The organism is Mesorhizobium sp. J8 (genome assembly GCF_016591715.1).
Taxonomy (GTDB): Bacteria; Pseudomonadota; Alphaproteobacteria; order Rhizobiales; family Rhizobiaceae; genus Mesorhizobium.
Genome location: NZ_AP024109.1, coordinates 3,294,920 through 3,312,550 on the forward strand (window position 1 = coordinate 3,294,920; position 17,631 = coordinate 3,312,550).

General features: G+C 62.3%; 18 protein-coding genes and 1 pseudogene. 12 read left to right on the plus strand and 7 right to left on the minus strand.

Annotated features, from left to right (window positions below):
- Positions 1-203: 203 nt before the first annotated feature.
- Together MJ8_RS15705 and MJ8_RS15710 are read left to right on the plus strand one after the other, a co-directional pair.
- Positions 204-2,345: a sodium-translocating pyrophosphatase gene (locus MJ8_RS15705; protein WP_201415208.1), complete on the plus strand. Its 2,142-nt coding sequence runs from the start codon at positions 204-206 to the stop codon at positions 2,343-2,345.
- Positions 2,346-2,563: 218 nt separating this feature from the next.
- Positions 2,564-5,718, plus strand: a pseudogene (locus tag MJ8_RS15710) (GAF domain-containing protein).
- Positions 5,719-5,749: 31 nt separating this feature from the next.
- Here MJ8_RS15710 and MJ8_RS15715 read toward each other — a convergent pair.
- The 3 genes from MJ8_RS15715 to MJ8_RS15725 form a co-directional block, all read right to left on the minus strand.
- On the minus strand, positions 5,750-6,739 hold the full coding sequence (locus tag MJ8_RS15715; RefSeq protein ID WP_201415209.1) for a glycosyltransferase family 2 protein: 990 nt from the start codon (positions 6,737-6,739) through the stop codon (positions 5,750-5,752).
- Between the two features lies 1 nt (position 6,740).
- Positions 6,741-7,286, minus strand: a complete 546-nt coding sequence (locus tag MJ8_RS15720) for a dTDP-4-dehydrorhamnose 3,5-epimerase family protein (RefSeq protein WP_225248280.1) — start codon at positions 7,284-7,286, stop codon at positions 6,741-6,743.
- 132 nt (positions 7,287-7,418) lie between these two features.
- A complete protein-coding gene (locus tag MJ8_RS15725; RefSeq protein WP_140809213.1) occupies positions 7,419-7,943 on the minus strand; it encodes an outer membrane protein assembly factor BamE in 525 nt (174 codons plus the stop codon).
- Between the two features lie 117 nt (positions 7,944-8,060).
- Between MJ8_RS15725 and MJ8_RS15730 the strand changes: the two genes are divergently transcribed.
- From MJ8_RS15730 to MJ8_RS15760, 7 genes are all read left to right on the plus strand, one after another.
- Positions 8,061-8,603: a ubiquinol-cytochrome C chaperone family protein gene (locus tag MJ8_RS15730; RefSeq protein WP_201415210.1), complete on the plus strand. Its 543-nt coding sequence runs from the start codon at positions 8,061-8,063 to the stop codon at positions 8,601-8,603.
- Positions 8,604-8,614: 11 nt separating this feature from the next.
- Complete coding sequence (locus MJ8_RS15735) at positions 8,615-9,163, plus strand: YceD family protein (RefSeq protein ID WP_201415211.1); 549 nt, start codon at positions 8,615-8,617, stop codon at positions 9,161-9,163.
- 130 nt (positions 9,164-9,293) lie between these two features.
- Positions 9,294-10,364, plus strand: coding sequence for a phosphate acyltransferase PlsX (gene plsX / locus MJ8_RS15740; protein ID WP_201415212.1), 1,071 nt, complete (start codon positions 9,294-9,296; stop codon positions 10,362-10,364).
- A 9-nt stretch (positions 10,365-10,373) separates the two neighbouring features.
- Positions 10,374-11,345, plus strand: a complete 972-nt coding sequence (locus MJ8_RS15745) for a beta-ketoacyl-ACP synthase III (protein WP_201415213.1) — start codon at positions 10,374-10,376, stop codon at positions 11,343-11,345.
- A 104-nt stretch (positions 11,346-11,449) separates the two neighbouring features.
- Positions 11,450-11,773: an integration host factor subunit alpha gene (locus tag MJ8_RS15750; RefSeq protein ID WP_040983242.1), complete on the plus strand. Its 324-nt coding sequence runs from the start codon at positions 11,450-11,452 to the stop codon at positions 11,771-11,773.
- Between the two features lie 132 nt (positions 11,774-11,905).
- A complete protein-coding gene (locus tag MJ8_RS15755) occupies positions 11,906-12,445 on the plus strand; it encodes a MerR family transcriptional regulator (RefSeq protein WP_040983239.1) in 540 nt (179 codons plus the stop codon).
- Positions 12,446-12,540: 95 nt separating this feature from the next.
- Positions 12,541-12,843, plus strand: a complete 303-nt coding sequence (locus MJ8_RS15760) for a glycine zipper domain-containing protein (protein ID WP_201415214.1) — start codon at positions 12,541-12,543, stop codon at positions 12,841-12,843.
- 76 nt (positions 12,844-12,919) lie between these two features.
- Here the strand turns inward: MJ8_RS15760 and MJ8_RS15765 are convergent, their stop codons facing one another.
- The 4 genes from MJ8_RS15765 to MJ8_RS15780 all read right to left on the minus strand — a co-directional run bounded on the left by MJ8_RS15765 (position 12,920) and on the right by MJ8_RS15780 (position 14,832).
- On the minus strand, positions 12,920-13,180 hold the full coding sequence (locus MJ8_RS15765; RefSeq protein WP_201415215.1) for a hypothetical protein: 261 nt from the start codon (positions 13,178-13,180) through the stop codon (positions 12,920-12,922).
- Positions 13,177-13,404: a hypothetical protein gene (locus MJ8_RS15770; RefSeq protein ID WP_201415216.1), complete on the minus strand. Its 228-nt coding sequence runs from the start codon at positions 13,402-13,404 to the stop codon at positions 13,177-13,179. Before MJ8_RS15770 ends, MJ8_RS15765 begins: the two co-directional genes overlap by 4 nt.
- Positions 13,405-13,711: 307 nt before the next feature.
- A complete protein-coding gene (locus tag MJ8_RS15775; protein WP_201415217.1) occupies positions 13,712-13,918 on the minus strand; it encodes a hypothetical protein in 207 nt (68 codons plus the stop codon).
- Positions 13,919-14,223: 305 nt separating this feature from the next.
- Positions 14,224-14,832: a hypothetical protein gene (locus tag MJ8_RS15780; RefSeq protein ID WP_201415218.1), complete on the minus strand. Its 609-nt coding sequence runs from the start codon at positions 14,830-14,832 to the stop codon at positions 14,224-14,226.
- A gap of 284 nt (positions 14,833-15,116) precedes the next feature.
- Here MJ8_RS15780 and MJ8_RS15785 point away from each other — a divergent pair, with 284 nt between their 5' ends.
- The 3 genes from MJ8_RS15785 (at position 15,117) to MJ8_RS15795 (ending at position 17,631) form a co-directional block, all read left to right on the plus strand.
- The gene (locus MJ8_RS15785) at positions 15,117-15,383 is read left to right on the plus strand and encodes a helix-turn-helix domain-containing protein (RefSeq protein WP_040983227.1); all 267 of its coding nucleotides are present in this window, start codon (positions 15,117-15,119) and stop codon (positions 15,381-15,383) included.
- Between the two features lie 205 nt (positions 15,384-15,588).
- Entirely contained in the window at positions 15,589-16,047 is a 459-nt protein-coding gene (locus tag MJ8_RS15790) for a YbaK/EbsC family protein (protein ID WP_201415219.1), read from the plus strand.
- 255 nt (positions 16,048-16,302) lie between these two features.
- A complete protein-coding gene (locus MJ8_RS15795; protein ID WP_201415220.1) occupies positions 16,303-17,631 on the plus strand; it encodes an NAD(P)H-dependent oxidoreductase in 1,329 nt (442 codons plus the stop codon).

Here is a 17,631-nt window from a genome sequence, read left to right on the forward strand (position 1 = left end):
CAATTCCGGACCCGCGCTGGCACAATAATTCCTGCCCCCTTCTTTTGGGCGAAAGCCGGGCAAAAACCGAACAATATCTTGACGTTCCAAGCCCTGTTTCGCATACACCCCAACCAAGGGGTGGAATCCGCGCGCGGCATCCATTTCGTTCCAACGGCCCAGGGAGGGGTTCTTTTGGGCCAACAATCGAGGAAAATCCGGCAATGACCATCATTACCGCCGTCATCGCCTGCGGCTTGCTTTCAGTCCTTTACGCCATCTGGGCGACACGGTCGGTCCTTGCGTCCGATCAGGGCAACCAGCGCATGCAGGAAATCTCCGCAGCCATTCGCGAAGGCGCCCAGGCCTATCTGGCGCGTCAGTACACCACCATCGCCGTCGTCGGCATCGTCGTGCTCCTGCTTGCCTGGTGGCTGCTCTCCGTCACCTCCGCGATCGGCTTCCTGATCGGCGCCGTGCTTTCGGGCGCCGCGGGCTTCATCGGCATGCATGTCTCGGTTCGTGCCAACGTGCGCACTGCGCAGGCCGCGTCCAATAGCCTTGCAGCCGGCCTCGACATCGCCTTCAAGTCCGGCGCCATCACCGGCCTTTTGGTCGCGGGCCTGGCGCTGCTCGGCGTGTCGATCTACTACGCCGTCCTGACCGGCCCGATGGGCCTGCAGCCGAACGACCGCGTCGTCATCGACTCGCTGGTTTCGCTCGGCTTCGGCGCTTCGCTGATCTCGATTTTCGCCCGTCTCGGCGGCGGCATCTTCACCAAGGGCGCGGATGTCGGCGGCGACCTCGTCGGCAAGGTCGAGGCCGGCATTCCCGAAGACGATCCACGCAACCCGGCCACCATTGCCGACAATGTCGGCGATAATGTCGGCGACTGCGCCGGCATGGCCGCCGACCTGTTCGAGACCTATGCGGTGACGGTCGTCGCCACCATGGTGCTCGGCGCCATCTTCTTCGGCGGCACGGCCGCGCTGGGCGCGGCCATGCTCTATCCGCTCGCCATCTGCGGCGCCTGCATCCTGACGTCGATCGTCGGCACCTTCTTCGTCAAGCTTGGCTCCAACGGCTCGATCATGGGCGCGCTCTATAAGGGCCTGATCGTCACCGGCCTGCTGTCGATCATCGGTCTTGCCGTCGCCACGTCAGGGACGGTCGGCTGGGGCGAGGTCGGCAACGTCGCCGGCATCGCCATAACCGGCAAGAACCTGTTCATCTGCGGCCTGATCGGCCTCTTGGTGACCGGTCTTATCGTGGTGATCACCGAGTACTACACCGGCACCAACAAGCGCCCGGTGAACTCCATCGCCCAGGCGTCGGTGACCGGTCATGGCACCAACGTCATCCAGGGCCTCGCCGTCTCGCTGGAATCGACGGCGCTGCCAGCCATCGTCATCGTCGGCGGCATCATCGCCACCTACCAGCTCGGCGGCCTGTTCGGCACGGCGATCGCCGTCACCACCATGCTTGGTCTCGCCGGCATGATCGTGGCGCTCGACGCCTTCGGCCCGGTCACCGACAATGCCGGCGGCATTGCCGAGATGTCCGGCCTGCCAAAGGAGGTGCGCCACTCGACCGACGCGCTCGATGCGGTCGGCAACACCACCAAGGCGGTCACCAAGGGCTATGCCATCGGCTCCGCCGGCCTTGGCGCGCTGGTGCTGTTCGCGGCCTACTCGAACGATCTCCGGTTCTTTGCCGCCAATGGCGACAAGTACCCGTACTTCCAGGGCATGGGCGAGATCTCCTTCGACCTCTCCAACCCTTACGTCGTCGCCGGCCTGATTTTCGGCGGCCTGATCCCCTATCTGTTCGGCGGCATCGCGATGACCGCCGTCGGCCGCGCTGCGGGCTCCATCGTCGAGGAAGTGCGCAAGCAGTTCCGCGAGGACAAGGGCATCATGGCCGGCACGTCCAAGCCGAACTACGCACGCGCCGTCGACATCCTGACCAGGGCGGCGATCCGGGAAATGATCGTTCCATCGCTGCTGCCGGTGCTTGCGCCGCTCGTCGTCTATTTCGGCGTGCTGCTGATCTCCGGCTCCAAGGCCTCGGCCTTCGCGGCGCTCGGCGCCTCGCTGCTCGGCGTCATCGTCAACGGCCTCTTCGTCGCCATCTCGATGACCTCCGGCGGCGGTGCCTGGGACAACGCCAAGAAGTCGTTCGAGGATGGCTTCACCGACAAGGACGGCGTCAAGCACCTGAAGGGCTCCGACGCGCACAAGGCCTCGGTCACTGGCGACACCGTCGGCGATCCCTACAAGGATACCGCCGGCCCGGCCGTCAACCCGGCGATCAAGATCACCAACATCGTCGCGCTGCTCCTGCTCGCCGTGCTCGCGCACGGCTGATCGCGGCGGCTATTCCATGACAAAGCCCGCGGGAGCGATCCCGCGGGTTTTTGTTTGTGAAGTATCCTCGCCCTGGGCCGTATTGCTCAAAAGCGTCTTCCGTCGTGCCCAAGTCTCGATTGGCTAACTCCTCTCATACTCCTCCATACGTCTTCCCCGCCCGTGGAACCATTCATTCGTCAGCGCATTGGTGCGCAGCACGACGCGGGGGGGGACAATTGCGGGAAACCGACGCCAGCGCTAATGGACCAGCAGTCCAGCGTTTCGAATTGCTCGCCGCACTCGGCGACAGGATTCGCGAGGTCAACGATCCCAGCGAGCTCGCCTATGCTGCGGCTGAGCTGTTAGGGCGATACTTCAACGTTAGCCGGGCCGGCTACGGGACAATCGATATCCAGCGCGAGACAATTTCGATCGAGCGCGACTGGAACGCGCCGGGAGTCAAGAGTCTTGCGGGTACGCTCCGCTTCCGAGACTACGGGAGCTATATCGAGGATCTCAAGCGCGGCGAAACGGTCATCTTCGAAGATGCTGAAACTGATCCTCGGACCCGAGACAGGGCGGAGGCTCTCAAAGCCATCAGCGCAATATCGATAATCAATTTGCCTGTCACCGAACACGGAGCCGTGGTTGCGTTGTTTTATCTGAACAACGCAACTCCGAGACGATGGAGCACTGAAGACGTCGCCCTCGTCTCCGATGTCGCGGACCGCACACGCACCGCGATTGAGCGCCTTAGGGCCGAAAGATCTCTGCGCGAAAGCGCTGAACGGCTGGGGTTTCTGGATAGACTTAGTCGGGAAAGCGCCGTCGCAAGGGACGCTGACGCCGTGATGGCAATTACCACCCAGCTGCTCGGTGAACATCTCAGGGTTTCGATTTGTGCCTACGCAGATATGGAATCCGATGAGGATCACTTCACCATCCGCGGCGATTGGAGCGCGCCGGGTTCGCCCAGTATCGTCGGCTATTACAGCCTCGCGGACTTCGGGCGGCAGGCAGTCGACAATCTGAGGAGCAACCGGCCGCTCATCATCAACAACAACCTTATCGAGATAGAGCCTGAGGCAGCGAAGACCTTCCAGGATATTGGGATAACAGCGACGATATGCATGCCCCTCGTCAAGCAAGGCCGACTGACTGCCTTAATGGCCATTCACGATAGGCAGCCTCGCATTTGGTCTCAGCGCGAACTGGCCCTGCTCGCGGAGGTCACTGAGCGTTCCTGGGCACATGTGGAGCGTGTGCGCTCAGAAGAAGCAGCCAGAGCCAGCGAAGAACGACTGCGTCTGGCGACCGACGCAGCCGCTATCGGCACCTGGGATTATGATCCTGTCACCGGCGTGCTTCGGTGGGACGACAAATGCAAGGCGCTCTTCGGACTGCCGCCGGAAGCTGAGGTTACGTATGAAGGAGCATTCCTTGCAGGTCTGCACCCCGAGGATCGCCGTCGCGCGGATGAAGCTGTGCGCCAGGCAATCGAACCAGGAGGATCATCTCGCTACGAGATTGAATACCGCACGATTGGGTTGCTAGACGGGAAGGAACGATGGATTGCCGCTACAGGCGATGCCATCTTCGAGGAAGGACGCGCCGTTCGCTTCATAGGGATTGTCGTCGACATCACTGCCCGCAAGCGCGTCGAACGCCATCTCCAAATTATAAATGCGACCGCTGCTGCCGTGGCTGCAGAACTCGACGTCGGCCGCATCGTTCAGACGGTGACCGACACCGGCGTAGAACTCACCGGAGCCCAATTCGGCGCGTTCTTTATAACGTCGTGGACGAGAAGGGCGACAGCTATATGCTGTACACCCTTTCTGGGGCACCGCGATCTGCGTTTGAGAATTTCCCGATGCCCCGCAACACCGCGGTCTTCGAACCGACGTTCCGCGGCACCGGTGTGGTGCGCTCGGACGATATTCTGCAGGACCCACGCTACGGCAAGAATGCGCCCCGCAAGGGAATGCCGGAAGGCCATCTACCCGTAAGGTCTTACTTGGCGGTCCCCGTTGTCTCGCGATCGGGCGAGGTTTTGGGAGGGTTGTTCTTCGGCCATTCCGAGACCGGCGCCTTCGGCGCCGAACATGAAGCCGCACTGCTGGGTCTCGCCGGACATGCTGCCACTGCAATCGACAATTCGCGGTTGTTTGGGGCGTTACAGTCCCTGAACGCAACCCTTGAGCAGCGTGTGGTCGAAGCGGTCGCCGAGCGCAGCAAAGCGGAGGAACATCTGCGACAAGCACAGAAGATGGAGGCTGTGGGACAGCTCACCGGTGGAATAGCGCACGACTTCAACAACATGCTTGCCGTCATCATTGGCGGCCTGAATCTCGTGCAGCGCAAGCTTAGGAATGGCGACACGAACGTTAACAGCTTCGTCGAAGGAGCTATTGATGGCGCGCAACGGGCCGCAGAATTGACCAAGCGCCTGTTGGCCTTTTCACGTCAGCAGCCCTTGGCGCCGAAGCGCATGAACCCGAACCGCCTGGTTGCGGGGATGGGAGAGTTGTTGCGACGAACTCTCGGCGAAACAATCCAGATCGAAACGGTTCTTGCCGCAGGCCTTTGGCAGATAGAGGCGGATGCCAGTCAGCTTGAAAGCACATTGCTGAACCTATGCGTGAACGCGCGTGACGCTATGCCCGGCGGTGGCAAGCTGACCATCGAGACGTCCAACGCCCACGTCGATGACAGGTATGCCAGCGCAAACGGCATCGCAGCTGGGCAGTACGTGCTCCTGGCGGTCACTGACACTGGGCTCGGCATGACACCCGATGTGATGAGCAGGGCATTCGATCCGTTCTTCACCACCAAGCCGGTGGGTAAGGGAACCGGTCTAGGCTTGAGTCAAGTCTATGGTTTCGTCCGGCAGTCGGGCGGCGCCGTCAAAATCTACTCTGAACCAGGCATTGGCACGACGCTGAAAATCTACTTGCCCCGCTCCGAAGGCGGTGAAGCCAAGGATGACCCGATTGCAACCGATGATGCGGCTCAAGGCGATGCTACGGAGGTTGTCATGGTGGTCGAAGATGAGGATCGTGTGCGGTCTATGGCGGCCGAGGCACTTCGGGAACTCGGCTATTCAGTGCTGGAAATGCGTGGACCTCGTGAAGCATTGGACGCCATCAACGCCGGCAAAGTTCCATCGCTGCTCTTCACCGATGTGGTGATGCCGGAGATGTCCGGCCGCGAACTGGTCGATAGGGTGAAGCTCATTCAGCCAACTCTCAAAGTACTCTACACGACGGGCTATACCCGCAACGCAATTGTCCACAATGGAACGTTGGACTTTGGGACGGAGCTGCTCAGCAAACCCTACACGATTGACGAACTCGCCGACAAAGTCCGCAAGGTGCTGGACCGCTCTTGAGAGCGACTGAGGTGTGCTTGCTCTTGGCGGTTCAGTCGCCTTTCGGCCTTTCGTCGCCGCAGCGATAACGAGCCAGTAGCTCATCCAGGCCTGGTTCCCGTTCGGGCATTGGCGGCAAGCCGCGAGTCTGGCGCAGCATGGCAATGAACGCGCCGTGGCGAAATTGGCGGCGGAAGGAACGCGCTCGCGGATGTATGCCGAGGGCAGCCAGCAGCCTGCGTTTGAGGTAGCGGAAGCGCCTGAGGGGAGCCGGTTCCTCGGCATCGCCAAGAATCCTGACGCGCAACACGTCTGGCGAACTCATCGCATCCATCAGTTCTTCCTGCTCCTGCGCCGTATCACGCGCATAGCTGCCTTGGCGTTTGCCCGAATGCAGCATGAGCACGGTCAGATGCGGCATTGTCGCAATCACCGCACCCTTGCGCCATGCACGGAACAGCCAGTCCTGAGAACTCTCGCAGACGCACTGGCTGGCCGGGCGCCATGGCCCAAGCCTTGACAGCGACGTTCGCCGGACCATTTGCGCGGAGCCGAAGCCGACGGTGGTGACCGGGTCATAGAAGCCGTGCCGCCCCGTCCCGAGGATCATATGCCTGGAACCGTTGCTCGCGGCCGACTCGATGACCGCACCCCGGGCGATCACCACATCGGCGCCGGTGGCGTCGATCCAGCCGGTCATGGACGCCAGATGATCGGGAAACCATAGGTCGTCATGGTTCAAGATAGCAACGAAACGGCCGCGTGCTCTGGCAAAGCCGATATTGTTAGGCCCCGACTGTTCGCCGAAGTTCACGGGAAGATCGATATAGGAGATGCGGGCATCGCCGAAAGCGGCGACCGTTGTCGCGGTGTCCGGCCGGCACGCGTCACCAATGACCATGGCTTCCCAGTCCCGCAGGGTCTGGCCAACGAGGCTCTTAAGGGTCTGATGCAGCACCGCCGGACGATTGTGCGTCGCTATCACGACCGAGACCAGCGGTTCGATCGGTCCGACTGCCGCGCCTTGACCGGCCTGTTCCACGCTACACCAGCTTGTAGGGTATCTGTTCCGTGTCCGGCGGCAGGCGCCAGTGATCGGGCGCATCATAGGCGTAGGCTTTGTCGACGAGGTTCAGCACCAAAGCAGTCTCCGGTCCGAGCGAGACGACACCGTGCCAGACGCCGGGCGGAATGACGACGATGGCAGGCCTGACCGCTCCGACAATCTTGTGCCAAACCGTGCCGAATGTCGGCGAGGCCTTGCGACCGTCGAACAGCGAGATTCGAACGCTGCCCACCGAGCAAAAAAGCCGGTCGGTTGTGACGCCATGGGCATGCCATCCCGTCACCGCGCCAGGATAAAGCGTGCGCTGAAACACCTGTCCGACGGCGAGTCCGTCGAGATCCCATTCCTCGCGAAAGACCTCGGTGAGGTAGCCGGTCGAAGTCGCGACCGGTCGGATTTCCTTGAGCGCGACGCCGTCGATTGTCGGCGCATCGACGACAAGCCAGTCAGGTGTCACGGTCTGCCGGTCAGGCGTGCCTGTCGCCATCCAACCTTGCGGCACAGTACGATCGCTGTTGCTCATCACCAGTCCCCAATCCCCAGCGAATTGATAGGGGGACGCCGGAATATAAGCAAGTATGCGTCTCGGCCCTGCCTGAACAAAACCCGCCGGCTACGCGGCGGGTTTTGGTTGTTCTGCGGGCCGTCGATAAACTTAAGGCGTACCGCCGCTGCCGCCGCCGGGGATACCGGGCGCCAGCTTGCTCGCGCCGCTGATGATCTGGCTGAGGAAGTTCTGGTCCTTGCCGCCGGTCGGCGTCGTCCTCGAGATGAAGTCGAAAATCTTGCCGTCCTTGAGGCCGTAATTCGCGATCTGGGTGACGCGGCCGTCAGCGCCGAAATAGACCGCCAGCACATGCTGGTCGATGATGCGGGGATTGTCGAAGGCGACGTAGCGCTTGCGCGTTTGCGAGATGTAGTAGAAGGCCTCGTTGTCGAAGGTCGCCGTCGTCGACGGCGTTCCCAGCGCCAGAAGCACCTGTTCCCGGCTCGACCCGACCGGCACCGAATCGATCGCCTGCTGATCGATGACGTAGCCCTTCGTCAGCGTCTCGCTTGGATGGAGATCGCCGAACATCTTGGACGAATTGCAGGCGGAAAGCGCTGATACCACGACCAGCAGCGAAGCCACGCCCACCGGGGCGGGCGCAAAGAACGACTTGAATTTCAGCGCACCCAACAACAATTCTCCATAACATCCCCGCAACTTGCGCTGGGCCGCAAAACCGGTAAACCAGCTTCGATGCCGATGCAACAAGGCCAAATCAAACAAAAGGTCCCCGGGAGACCGCCCTCAATGTTCCAGCGCCTTTTTGGCCGCGAACGCAACGCCAACCGCGCTATCACCGACGCGCTCTACGCACAAATCGTGGCGGCGGCGCGGCAAACGGTGTTTTATTCGGACTGGAATGTGCCGGATACGCCGCTCGGCCGCTTCGAGATGCTGTCGCTGCACATGTACCTCGTCCAGCACCGGCTGCGTGGCGAGCAGGGCGTGGCCGCCGAGGTCGCGCAAGTGCTGATCGACGAGTTCTTCCTCGATGTCGAGCATTCGCTGCGCGAGCTCGGGATCAGTGATGTCGGCGTGCCCAAGCGCATGAAGAAGCTGGCAAAGATGTTTTACGGCCGCACCGCCGCTTATGACGACGCGCTCAAAGCGGATGATCGGGTAGCGCTTGCGGCCGCACTCGCCCGCAACGTCAGGCCGGACGCCGGTTCCTGGCCGCAGGCGCCGCTGCTGGCGGACTATGTCCGCGGGGCCTCGCGGACGCTTGCCGCGCAGCCGACCGAATCGATCGTCGCCGGCGCAGCCGCGTTCCCGGTCGCCGGGGCCGCGTGAAGGAGGTGGTGATGAAAGACGTCGAATTGCGCAGCCCCGTATCCTTTGTCGCCAATGTCGCGCGGCTGCCGCAAAAGGGCCTGCCTGTCCTGGTCGAGGCCGATGAGCGTCAGCGCGCCGCCCTTGCCGCCGAATATGACCTGCTTTCGGTCGAACACTATCGCGCCGAGCTGCTTGTGGCCTCCTGGAAGCGCAACGGCGTCAAGGTCACGGGTCGCGTGGAGGCCGATATCACGCAAGCGTGCATCGTTACCCTGGATCGGGTCGCCGCGCATATCGACGAGCCGGTCGAGGCGCTGTTTCTGCCCGAGCAGTCGAAACTTGGGCGGGAGGGGTTTGAGGGCGGCGGCGAGATCATCCTCGACGCCGACGGACCGGACAGTCCGGAGACATTTTCCGGCGACACGATCGATGTCGGCGCGCTGGCCGAACAGTTTTTCGGCTTGGCGATCGACCCTTATCCGCGCAAGCCGGGGGCCTCGCTCGCCGTCGCCGGCGACGATCAGCCGGAAGAAAGCGAATTCCAGAAAAAGCTGCGTTCGCTGCTTGGAAAATCCTGAGAGTGGTCCGGATTTTGGAAAAGTTGGTTGTGCGCAGGCGCAAAACCGCTATTTTCGCCGGACCTTCGCGAGCCCCCTTACCTCGGCAGGCGTCCGCCGCAAGCCAGGCAAACCGTGAGAAAAACATCACGTGATTAGGATTTCCATCGATGCCATGGGCGGCGATCACGGACCGAGCGTGGTCATCCCGGCGCTGATGACCGTCGCCATCCGCCGCCCTGACATCCGCTTCGTCATCTACGGCCGCGAGGACGTGGTGCGTCCCGAACTCGCCAAGTTCCCGAAACTCGGCGAGGTGAGCGAGTTTGTCCATTGCGAGGTCGCCGTGCGCATGGACGACAAGCCGAGCCAGGCCCTGCGCCACGGCCGCTGGAAGTCGTCGATGTGGAAAGCCGTCGAGGCGGTCAAGAACGGCAGCGCGCAGGCCTGTATCTCGGCCGGCAACACGGGCGCGCTGATGGCGATGTCGAAATTCTGCCTCCGCACCATGGCCACCATCGACCGCCCGGCGATCGCGGCGCTTTGGCCCACGACGCGCGGCGAAAGTGTGGTGCTTGACGTCGGCGCCACCATCGGCGCCGATGCGCATCAGCTTATCGATTTCGCCATTCTGGGCACCGGCATGGCGCGCTCGGTGTTCGGCATCGAGCGCCCTAGCGTCGGCCTGCTCAATGTCGGTGTCGAGGAGATCAAAGGCCAGGAAGAGGTCAAGGAAGCCGGCCGCATGCTGCGCGAGGCCAACATGGCCTCCATGAATTATCGCGGCTTCGTCGAGGGCGACGATATCGGCAAGGGCACGGTCGACGTGGTGGTCACCGAGGGCTTTGCCGGCAACATCGCGCTCAAGACGGCAGAAGGCACGGCAAGGCAGATCGCCGGCTATCTGCGCGCCGCCATGAGCCGCACGCTCATGGCCAAGATCGGCTATGTCTTCGCCAAGGGTGCCTTCGACAGGCTGCGCGAGAAGATGGACGTCGGTCGCTCCAATGGCGGCGTCTTCCTGGGGTTGAACGGTATCGTGGTGAAGAGCCATGGCGGCGCCGATTCGGATGGCTTCGCGGCGGCCATCGAGCTCGGCTACGACATGGTGCGCAACAATCTGCTTGACCGGATCGAGGCCGACCTCGATCTGTTCCATGCGCGCAACCCGACCGCGCAGGCAAACAGGAAATCCGGTGTCGCCGCCGACGCCGAGGAATAGGAACGAACCTTGATCAGATCAGTCGTGCGCGGCAACGGTGCCGCGCTGCCCCGCCGCATCATGAAGAATGCCGACTTCGAAGGCATGGTCGAGACATCCGACGAATGGATCGTCCAGCGCACCGGCATTCGCCAGCGCCACGTCGCGGCCGACGACGAGACGACGGCCTCGCTCGGAGAGGCGGCGGCGCGCGCCGCGCTCGACAGCGCCGGCATGACGCCCGCCGATATCGACCTCATCATCCTGGCGACCTCGACGCCCAACAACACGTTTCCGGCGACGGCTGTCGAAATCCAGAACCGTCTCGGCATGCATCACGGCTTCGCCTTCGACATGCAGGCCGTCTGCTCGGGCTTCGTCTATGCGGTTGCGACTGCTGACCTCTACATCCGCGGCGGCCTCGCCAAACGCGTGCTGGTGGTCGGTTCGGAAACATTCTCGCGCATCCTCGACTGGAGCGATCGTTCGACCTGCGTTTTGTTCGGCGACGGCGCCGGCGCGCTGGTTCTCGAAGCGGAAGAGGGCGCCGGCGCGATCACCGATCGCGGCGTTTTGGCGGCGAGCCTGCGCTCGGACGGCGTGCACAAGGACAAGCTCTTCGTCGACGGCGGCCCCTCGACCACGGGAACCGTCGGACATCTGAGGATGGAGGGCCGCGAGGTTTTCAAGCATGCCGTCGGCATGATCACCGACGTCATCGAGGCGACCTTCGGCCAGGCCGGCATAACGGCGCAGGATCTCGACTGGTTCGTGCCGCATCAGGCCAATAAACGGATCATTGACGCTTCCGCCAAGAAGCTCGGGATTGCCGAAGAGAAAGTGGTGGTCACCGTCGATCTACACGGTAATACCTCGGCCGCCTCGGTGCCGCTCGCTCTTTCGGTGGCCGTCGCCGACGGCCGCATCAAGAAGGGCGACCTTGTGCTTCTCGAGGCGATGGGTGGAGGTTTCACCTGGGGCGCGGTATTGCTCCGCTGGTAAGTGCCGAACTCGCTGGTTCGGTTCTTGACCTTGCCGGATCAATTACTTAGGCTCTGCCTTTACCTGTATCGATTTACGTGTTTGCGAGCAGATGGGACGGTCGCATGGGGGGAAAGACACTTACGCGTGCCGACCTAGCTGAAGCCGTTTATCGGAAGGTCGGCTTGTCGCGAACTGAATCGGCGGAACTCGTCGAGGCCGTCCTGGACGAGATCTGCGAGGCCATCGTTCGCGGCGAGACGGTGAAGCTGTCTTCCTTCGCCACCTTCCACGTCCGCTCCAAGAACGAGCGCATCGGTCGCAACCCCAAAACGGGCGAGGAAGTGCCGATCCTGCCGCGCCGGGTGATGACGTTCAAATCCTCGAACGTGCTCAAGAACCGGATCCTGCGTTCGCACCAGAACAGCAAGGGCAAGGGCGGCAAGTAATTCGCTGGCGAATGCGGTTGAAAACCCCCGGCCGTTTTGACGCTGGGCTTGAATATCGTTTCATAAATCGCTGAAATAAGGCGCGATTCGGCATCATGCGCCGGATTGTGGTCCAGTGTGGAGGATTGGCCCATGGACAAGAGTCCCGATGCTTTCCGCACCATCAGCGAAGTGGCGGAAGACCTCGATCTGCCGCAGCACGTGCTGCGTTTCTGGGAGACGCGCTTCACCCAGATCAAGCCGATGAAGCGTGGCGGCGGCCGGCGCTATTACCGGCCGCAGGACGTAGAGCTCATCAAGGGCATCAGGCATATGCTCTACGATCAGGGCTATACGATCAAAGGCGTGCAGAAGCTGTTGCGCGAGAACGGCAACCATTTTCTGGTCGCTATCGGCAATGGCGACATGGCCGCCGTCGAGGCGATCGCCCAGCGCCGGCAGGCCGAGCAGGTGCCGCTGACAGCAGCCGCCCAGCCGCGCGGCGACGAGGACGCGCTGGTCGGCCAGCCGAAGGTCAAGCCCAGCCGCCGTTTCTTCGGTCTCGGCAAGAGCGACGACGAAGGTCCGGTTCAACCCGACTCTTCGAAATTGTCGCGTGACAATCGCGCCTTGCTGCAGGAGGCCCTGTTCGACTTGCTGGAATGCAAGCGCTTGCTCGACCAGGTCCGTTGAAACGGTCGTCAAGCCGCTTGATGCCGCGCGGTCAGCCCGCCGGAACTGGCTCGGCGTCCGCGCGTTAGGCCTTCTCGAAGAGAAGGACAACAAGCATGGCATCGTTTTCGACCCTCTCCGACATTGATATCGACAAGCAGGTCGCGGCGCTTTCGCGGCAGTTGCACGATCTCAAGAGAGTTTTGGCCAGGCGCGGTGACGCCTATTACGAGGATGGTCGCGAGGCGGCGTCCGACTACTATTCGCAACTTGCCGACCGCCTCCACGAGGCGCTGCCCGCAATAAGGCGCAGGGGCAGGGCCATCGAGCGTACGGCGCGCGATCATCCGGCGACGGCCGCCGCCGTCGGCCTGGTCGTGGTTGGACTGCTTGCCGGCCTTCTCATCAGCCGGCGCTGATCAATCGACGATATCTGAACAGAAATGGCGGCCGTCCTCGACGGCCGCCATTTCCATGCCACTTGCCTGCAGACGATCAGTTCGCCAGCTTGAGCCGGGTCTTCGGGTCGACCTTCATGACCTGGCTGCACTTGCCGTAGACGGTGCCGTTCTTGTCGGTGGCGTCGGTATAGGTACCCTTGCAATCGAGCTGCAGCACCACGCAAGAGCCGTGGCCCTTACAGACCGCGCCGCCGTCGCCGGTCGGATGCGTGCCCGCGAAAGCCGGAGCCGAGACCGAGCCGAAAGCCGACACGACGAGAGCGGCGGCGAGGGTGATACGCTTGAGGTTGGTCATTTGAGCATTTCCTTCCATTGGTTGTCGGGATCGCCGTCCTGGCGCCCCGCTGGGTTGAGGAGCGCCTTTAGCGGCGCCCATGACCGCTTAGTGCTGCCTCCAACGGAAAGGTTCATATGCTGTGCGATTTTTTTCGTTTGGCCGGCGATTTCAGTGGACTGGACGGTCTGGGTGCGACCTTCGTTGGCGAAACGCGGCACGCATCCGGCGCGGCGCCTCGGCATGGAAGCGGCTTCGCCAACTTGTCGGTCGGCATCACGAGCCGCGGATTGCGGTCGACGATAGCGGGGTGGTGGGTTTGGCAGAGCCGCGCTTCAGGGCGAAGCCGGCAACGAAAGGCGGATGGCGAAGCTTCAGGACGAGACGGGCGACCGCCAGCATCAGGCGGCATCTGGCCGCAGATCAGCGCAGGCCATTGCCTAAGTTCCGGCGTGCGGTTCGACATCACCGGATGTTTAAGCGGAAAATCCGATGGGAAGGCCGGTACGCTCCAGCGGCGAAGGCCTGCCTTCCCATCGGCGGAAGGGAAGGTCAGGCCTTCTTCGGAGCCATCTTCTTGTGGTGATGATGATGGTGGTGGTGATGATGGTGATGATGACGGTGGTGATGTCTGCGGTGATGACGATGATGGTGATGCTTCTTCATGGGAGCCGCATCAGCGCTTGTCGCGCCCAGGATCGGCATGGTGAACGCCAGGGCCAGAGCCAGCCCGAGCGCTGAGAGAAGGGACTTCTTCATGACTCGTTTCCTTGTTAAGCGGGCGTTCGGGATCAAATCCGTGACCCAAGCCTCGCGAAAGGAACTATCCTCCTGGTTTTTTTCGACAATTTTTCCCAAATGTAGATTTTTGTTTCTGGATTGTTTCTGAGAAGTCCTCCGGAGCAATTCAAGGAAAGTGTGAGCGGTTTTCCGTCCGGAATTGCGTAAAAACAAAGAGATAGCGCGTTTCGCCGTTTCCACGAACGGTGAAGCGTACTAGCCGCGCGCCCTGAGGTGCGAAGACCTCGCGATTTCTGGAAATCCGAGGGCGTGGACGCTTGGCCTCACATAGGCGGCGCGACGCCGTGATTCCCGACCACGACGCGGTTGGCGATGAGTTTGCCGTCGCCGCCGCGCTCGGCATTGACGAACACCGCGACGCCAGGCTTGAGATCCGCCGGAGTGGCGGTGGCGAATGTCACGATCGGTGTGGTCTGCGGGATCGCGATCCGTTTCTTCTGGCCGTTGTCATAGGTGAGCGTCACCGTGCGGCCTTCGATCTCGGTGACGTCGGCAACGGTGCCGTTGGTCATGCGGCTGTTGGGTTGCAAATCCCAGTCGCGGTCGCCTTCTCCGGTGCCCTTCAGGGCGGCCGGAAAGATCACGACCTCCAGCGCGCCGCTGCCGCCATCGCCTTTGGATACCGAGGCGATGCCGAGAAAATCACCCTGCTTGATGTCGGCTGCCGATGCTTTGGCGACACCCGAAATCTTCCAGCCGTCGGCAAGCGTGATCGCATCGGTCTTGCCGTCGCGGTCCTTTACCGCCAGCGCCGATCCGGCAATGCTGACGACAGTGCCTCGAACACGTACGGCATCCGCCGCCCAAGCTTGCGTTGCGCCGATGACGCTTGAGATTGTGCCGAGCACAATTGCGAACGATTTCAAATTCATGGCGTCTGATCCTTCCGGCAAACTTCCGGCGCCGTCTGTCGGCCGCCGGTGAGGGCAAGCTAATGATCGGGACGTCGAAAATCTGGTATCGAGCCTTCAAAAGAACTTGATTGAGCGCCGCGCGACCTTACATTGCTGGTGTCTGAGGCACGGCCAAAAACGCCGCTTCACGATGGCGTGACGCCGCACCGGTGCTCTTGGCAAATCCTGTGTTAACGAGCATGCTCCCGCCCGTCTCAGGCAACACCATTTCATCCGACCCTGTTTCATCCCAAGGAGTTGCCATGCCCAACACCGCACGAAACGCTGTTTCCAACAACATCATTGCCGCGTCCGGCCTCAACCCGTTGAAAGCCGCTCGCGAAACGAGGGGATATACGATCGAGGAACTCTCTTTGACCTGCGGCCTGGCCGTGGGCGAGATCGTCGACATCGAGGACGGCAAGGACGCCGACCCCGCCAAGCTCCGGCGCATCGCTTCGGCGCTGCAGATGCCGGAAGAGGAATTGATCAAAATGCCGGCCGAAGAGAATCGGCCTACCCAGCAATAGAGGCGCGAAAAGCGTCCATCGAAGAGCCCACCGGGATTTCGCCCGGTGGGCTTTTTAGCGCCTGCAAGGCGCAGGCGCTGGCTCTTGCCAAAATCGGCCGCGTCATGCGATTCGCCGCTGCTGTTCGAGCAATTCCGGGAAAAGTGTGAGCGGGTTTTCCATCCGGAGTTGCGTAAAGACAAAGATATCCTGACGAGGAATTCACATGAGCTTGGAATCGGTTCGCGCCTTCTTTGCCGAGCACGCGCCGGACGTGGAGGTCATCGTCACTGAGGCAAGCTCGGCCACTGTCGCGCTGGCGGCGGAGGCGCATGGCGTGACGCCGGCGCAGATCGCCAAGACCATCTGCCTGCGCGTCGGAGACGAGACCATGCTGGTCGTGACCAGCGGCGTCGCCCGGCTCGACAATCGCAAATTCAAGGACAGGATAGGCGGCAAGCCGCGCATGCTCGGCGCGGAGGAGGTGCTGGCCGTCACCAGCCATCCGCCGGGCGGCGTCTGCCCGTTCGGCCTGCCGGCGCCGCTGCCGATCTATTGCGACTTGTCGCTCAGGCCTTTCGACGAAGTCGTTCCCGCTGCCGGCGCCACCAATGCCGCGGTGCGCATCGCGCCGCAGCGCATGGCCGACCTGGTCGGCGCCGTGTGGGTCGACGTTTGCCAGTAACAATTCCCGCCTAGATATCTTTTCGCGGCCCGCAAAGGGCTGCCGCGCTGCTTTGACCGGAGCCGGCGGCCAGCGCTCGCTTCCATTTGGCTTGGCACGAGGCGCTCGCGCTCCGAGCGTTTCGCCATTGCGCCCCGACCAACCCGAAAAGCGTCGACGAGCGGGCAAATTCTGGACATTAGTCTTGACAGAAATACATATGTTCAATACCGGTCAAGCAACCGAACAGCATGCGATATGGGAGGAATACACGGTATGGCGTCCAATATTTCGTTGACGGGCCTTGCCCGCGATCTTGAGGAGCGAGCCAAGTCCGGCAAGCCTATCCGCATCGGCCTGATCGGCTCCGGCGAAATGGGCACCGACATCGTTACCCGCGTCGCCCATATGTCCGGCATCGAGATCGGTGCCATCTCAGAATTGAATCTCCCCGCAGCCAGCAAGGCCGTCGATATCGCTTTCCAGGAAACCGGACACGCGCGGGAAGCGTCGAACGCGTCGGCCATGACCGCTGCCATGGAGGCCGGCAAGATCGCCGTCACCAACGATTCCAGCCTGATCATCGGCAATGACCTCATCGACGTGGTCATCGACGCAACCGGCGTTCCGGCCGTCGGCGCAGAGATCGGCCTGCGCGCCATGGAGCACGGCAAGCATCTGGTGATGATGAATGTCGAGGCGGACGTCACCATCGGCGCCTATTTGAAGAGCGAAGCCGACCGCCTCGGTGTGACCTATTCGCTGGGCGCCGGCGACGAGCCGTCTTCCTGCATGGAACTGATCGAGTTCGTCTCTGCCATGGGTCACCCGATCGTCGCCGCCGGCAAGGGGAAGAACAACCCACTCAACATCGACGCCACGCCTCCCGACTATGAGGAGGAGGCAAAGCGCCGGCATATGAATGTGCGCATGCTGGTCGAATTTGTCGACGGTTCGAAGACCATGGTCGAGATGGCGGCGATCGCCAACGCGACCGGGCTGGTTCCCGACAAGCCCGGCATGCATGGCCCCGCGGCCACGCTCGGCGAATTGTCGAAGGTGCTGGTGCCCGAGAAGGACGGCGGCGTGCTGTCGAAAGTCGGCGTCGTCGACTACTCGATCGGCAAGGGCGTGGCGCCCGGCGTCTTCGTCGTGGCTGACATGTCGCATCCGCGCATTTCGGAGCGCATGGAAGACCTGAAGATGGGCAAGGGTCCGTATTTCACCTTCCATCGCCCCTATCACCTGACCTCCCTGGAAGTGCCGCTGACCTGCGCCCGCGTCGTGCTTTACGGCAAGGCCGACATGGTGCCGCTGGCCAAGCCCGTGGCCGAGGTCTGCGCGGTCGCCAAGAAGGATTTGAAGCCGGGCGACAAGCTCGATGCCATCGGCGAATATTGCTACCGCGCCTGGATCATGACGGCGCCGGAAGCCCATGCGGCACGCGCGATCCCTTGCGGCCTGCTGCAGGGCGGCTCCGTCACGGCGCCCATCAAGAAAGGCGAGCTCATCACCTACGCCAACGCGGCGCCCGCGCCGGGTTCGAAGATCGCCGAGCTGCGCGCCCGCCAGGACAAGCTCGTCTACGGCGCTGTGGAGGCGTGA

Bases quoted from the DNA above. Each gene is read 5' to 3' on its own strand.
- MJ8_RS15705 (WP_201415208.1), top strand. From the start codon at position 204: ATGACCATCATTACCGCCGTCATCGCCTGCGGCTTGCTTTCAGTCCTT.
- MJ8_RS15720 (WP_225248280.1), bottom strand. From the start codon at position 7,286: ATGAGCAACAGCGATCGTACTGTGCCGCAAGGTTGGATGGCGACAGGC.
- MJ8_RS15730 (WP_201415210.1), top strand. From the start codon at position 8,061: ATGTTCCAGCGCCTTTTTGGCCGCGAACGCAACGCCAACCGCGCTATC.
- MJ8_RS15735 (WP_201415211.1), top strand. From the start codon at position 8,615: ATGAAAGACGTCGAATTGCGCAGCCCCGTATCCTTTGTCGCCAATGTC.
- MJ8_RS15750 (WP_040983242.1), top strand. From the start codon at position 11,450: ATGGGGGGAAAGACACTTACGCGTGCCGACCTAGCTGAAGCCGTTTAT.
- MJ8_RS15755 (WP_040983239.1), top strand. From the start codon at position 11,906: ATGGACAAGAGTCCCGATGCTTTCCGCACCATCAGCGAAGTGGCGGAA.
- MJ8_RS15760 (WP_201415214.1), top strand. From the start codon at position 12,541: ATGGCATCGTTTTCGACCCTCTCCGACATTGATATCGACAAGCAGGTC.
- MJ8_RS15765 (WP_201415215.1), bottom strand. From the start codon at position 13,180: ATGACCAACCTCAAGCGTATCACCCTCGCCGCCGCTCTCGTCGTGTCG.
- MJ8_RS15770 (WP_201415216.1), bottom strand. From the start codon at position 13,404: ATGCCGAGGCGCCGCGCCGGATGCGTGCCGCGTTTCGCCAACGAAGGT.
- MJ8_RS15775 (WP_201415217.1), bottom strand. From the start codon at position 13,918: ATGAAGAAGTCCCTTCTCTCAGCGCTCGGGCTGGCTCTGGCCCTGGCG.
- MJ8_RS15780 (WP_201415218.1), bottom strand. From the start codon at position 14,832: ATGAATTTGAAATCGTTCGCAATTGTGCTCGGCACAATCTCAAGCGTC.
- MJ8_RS15785 (WP_040983227.1), top strand. From the start codon at position 15,117: ATGCCCAACACCGCACGAAACGCTGTTTCCAACAACATCATTGCCGCG.
- MJ8_RS15790 (WP_201415219.1), top strand. From the start codon at position 15,589: ATGAGCTTGGAATCGGTTCGCGCCTTCTTTGCCGAGCACGCGCCGGAC.
- MJ8_RS15795 (WP_201415220.1), top strand. From the start codon at position 16,303: ATGGCGTCCAATATTTCGTTGACGGGCCTTGCCCGCGATCTTGAGGAG.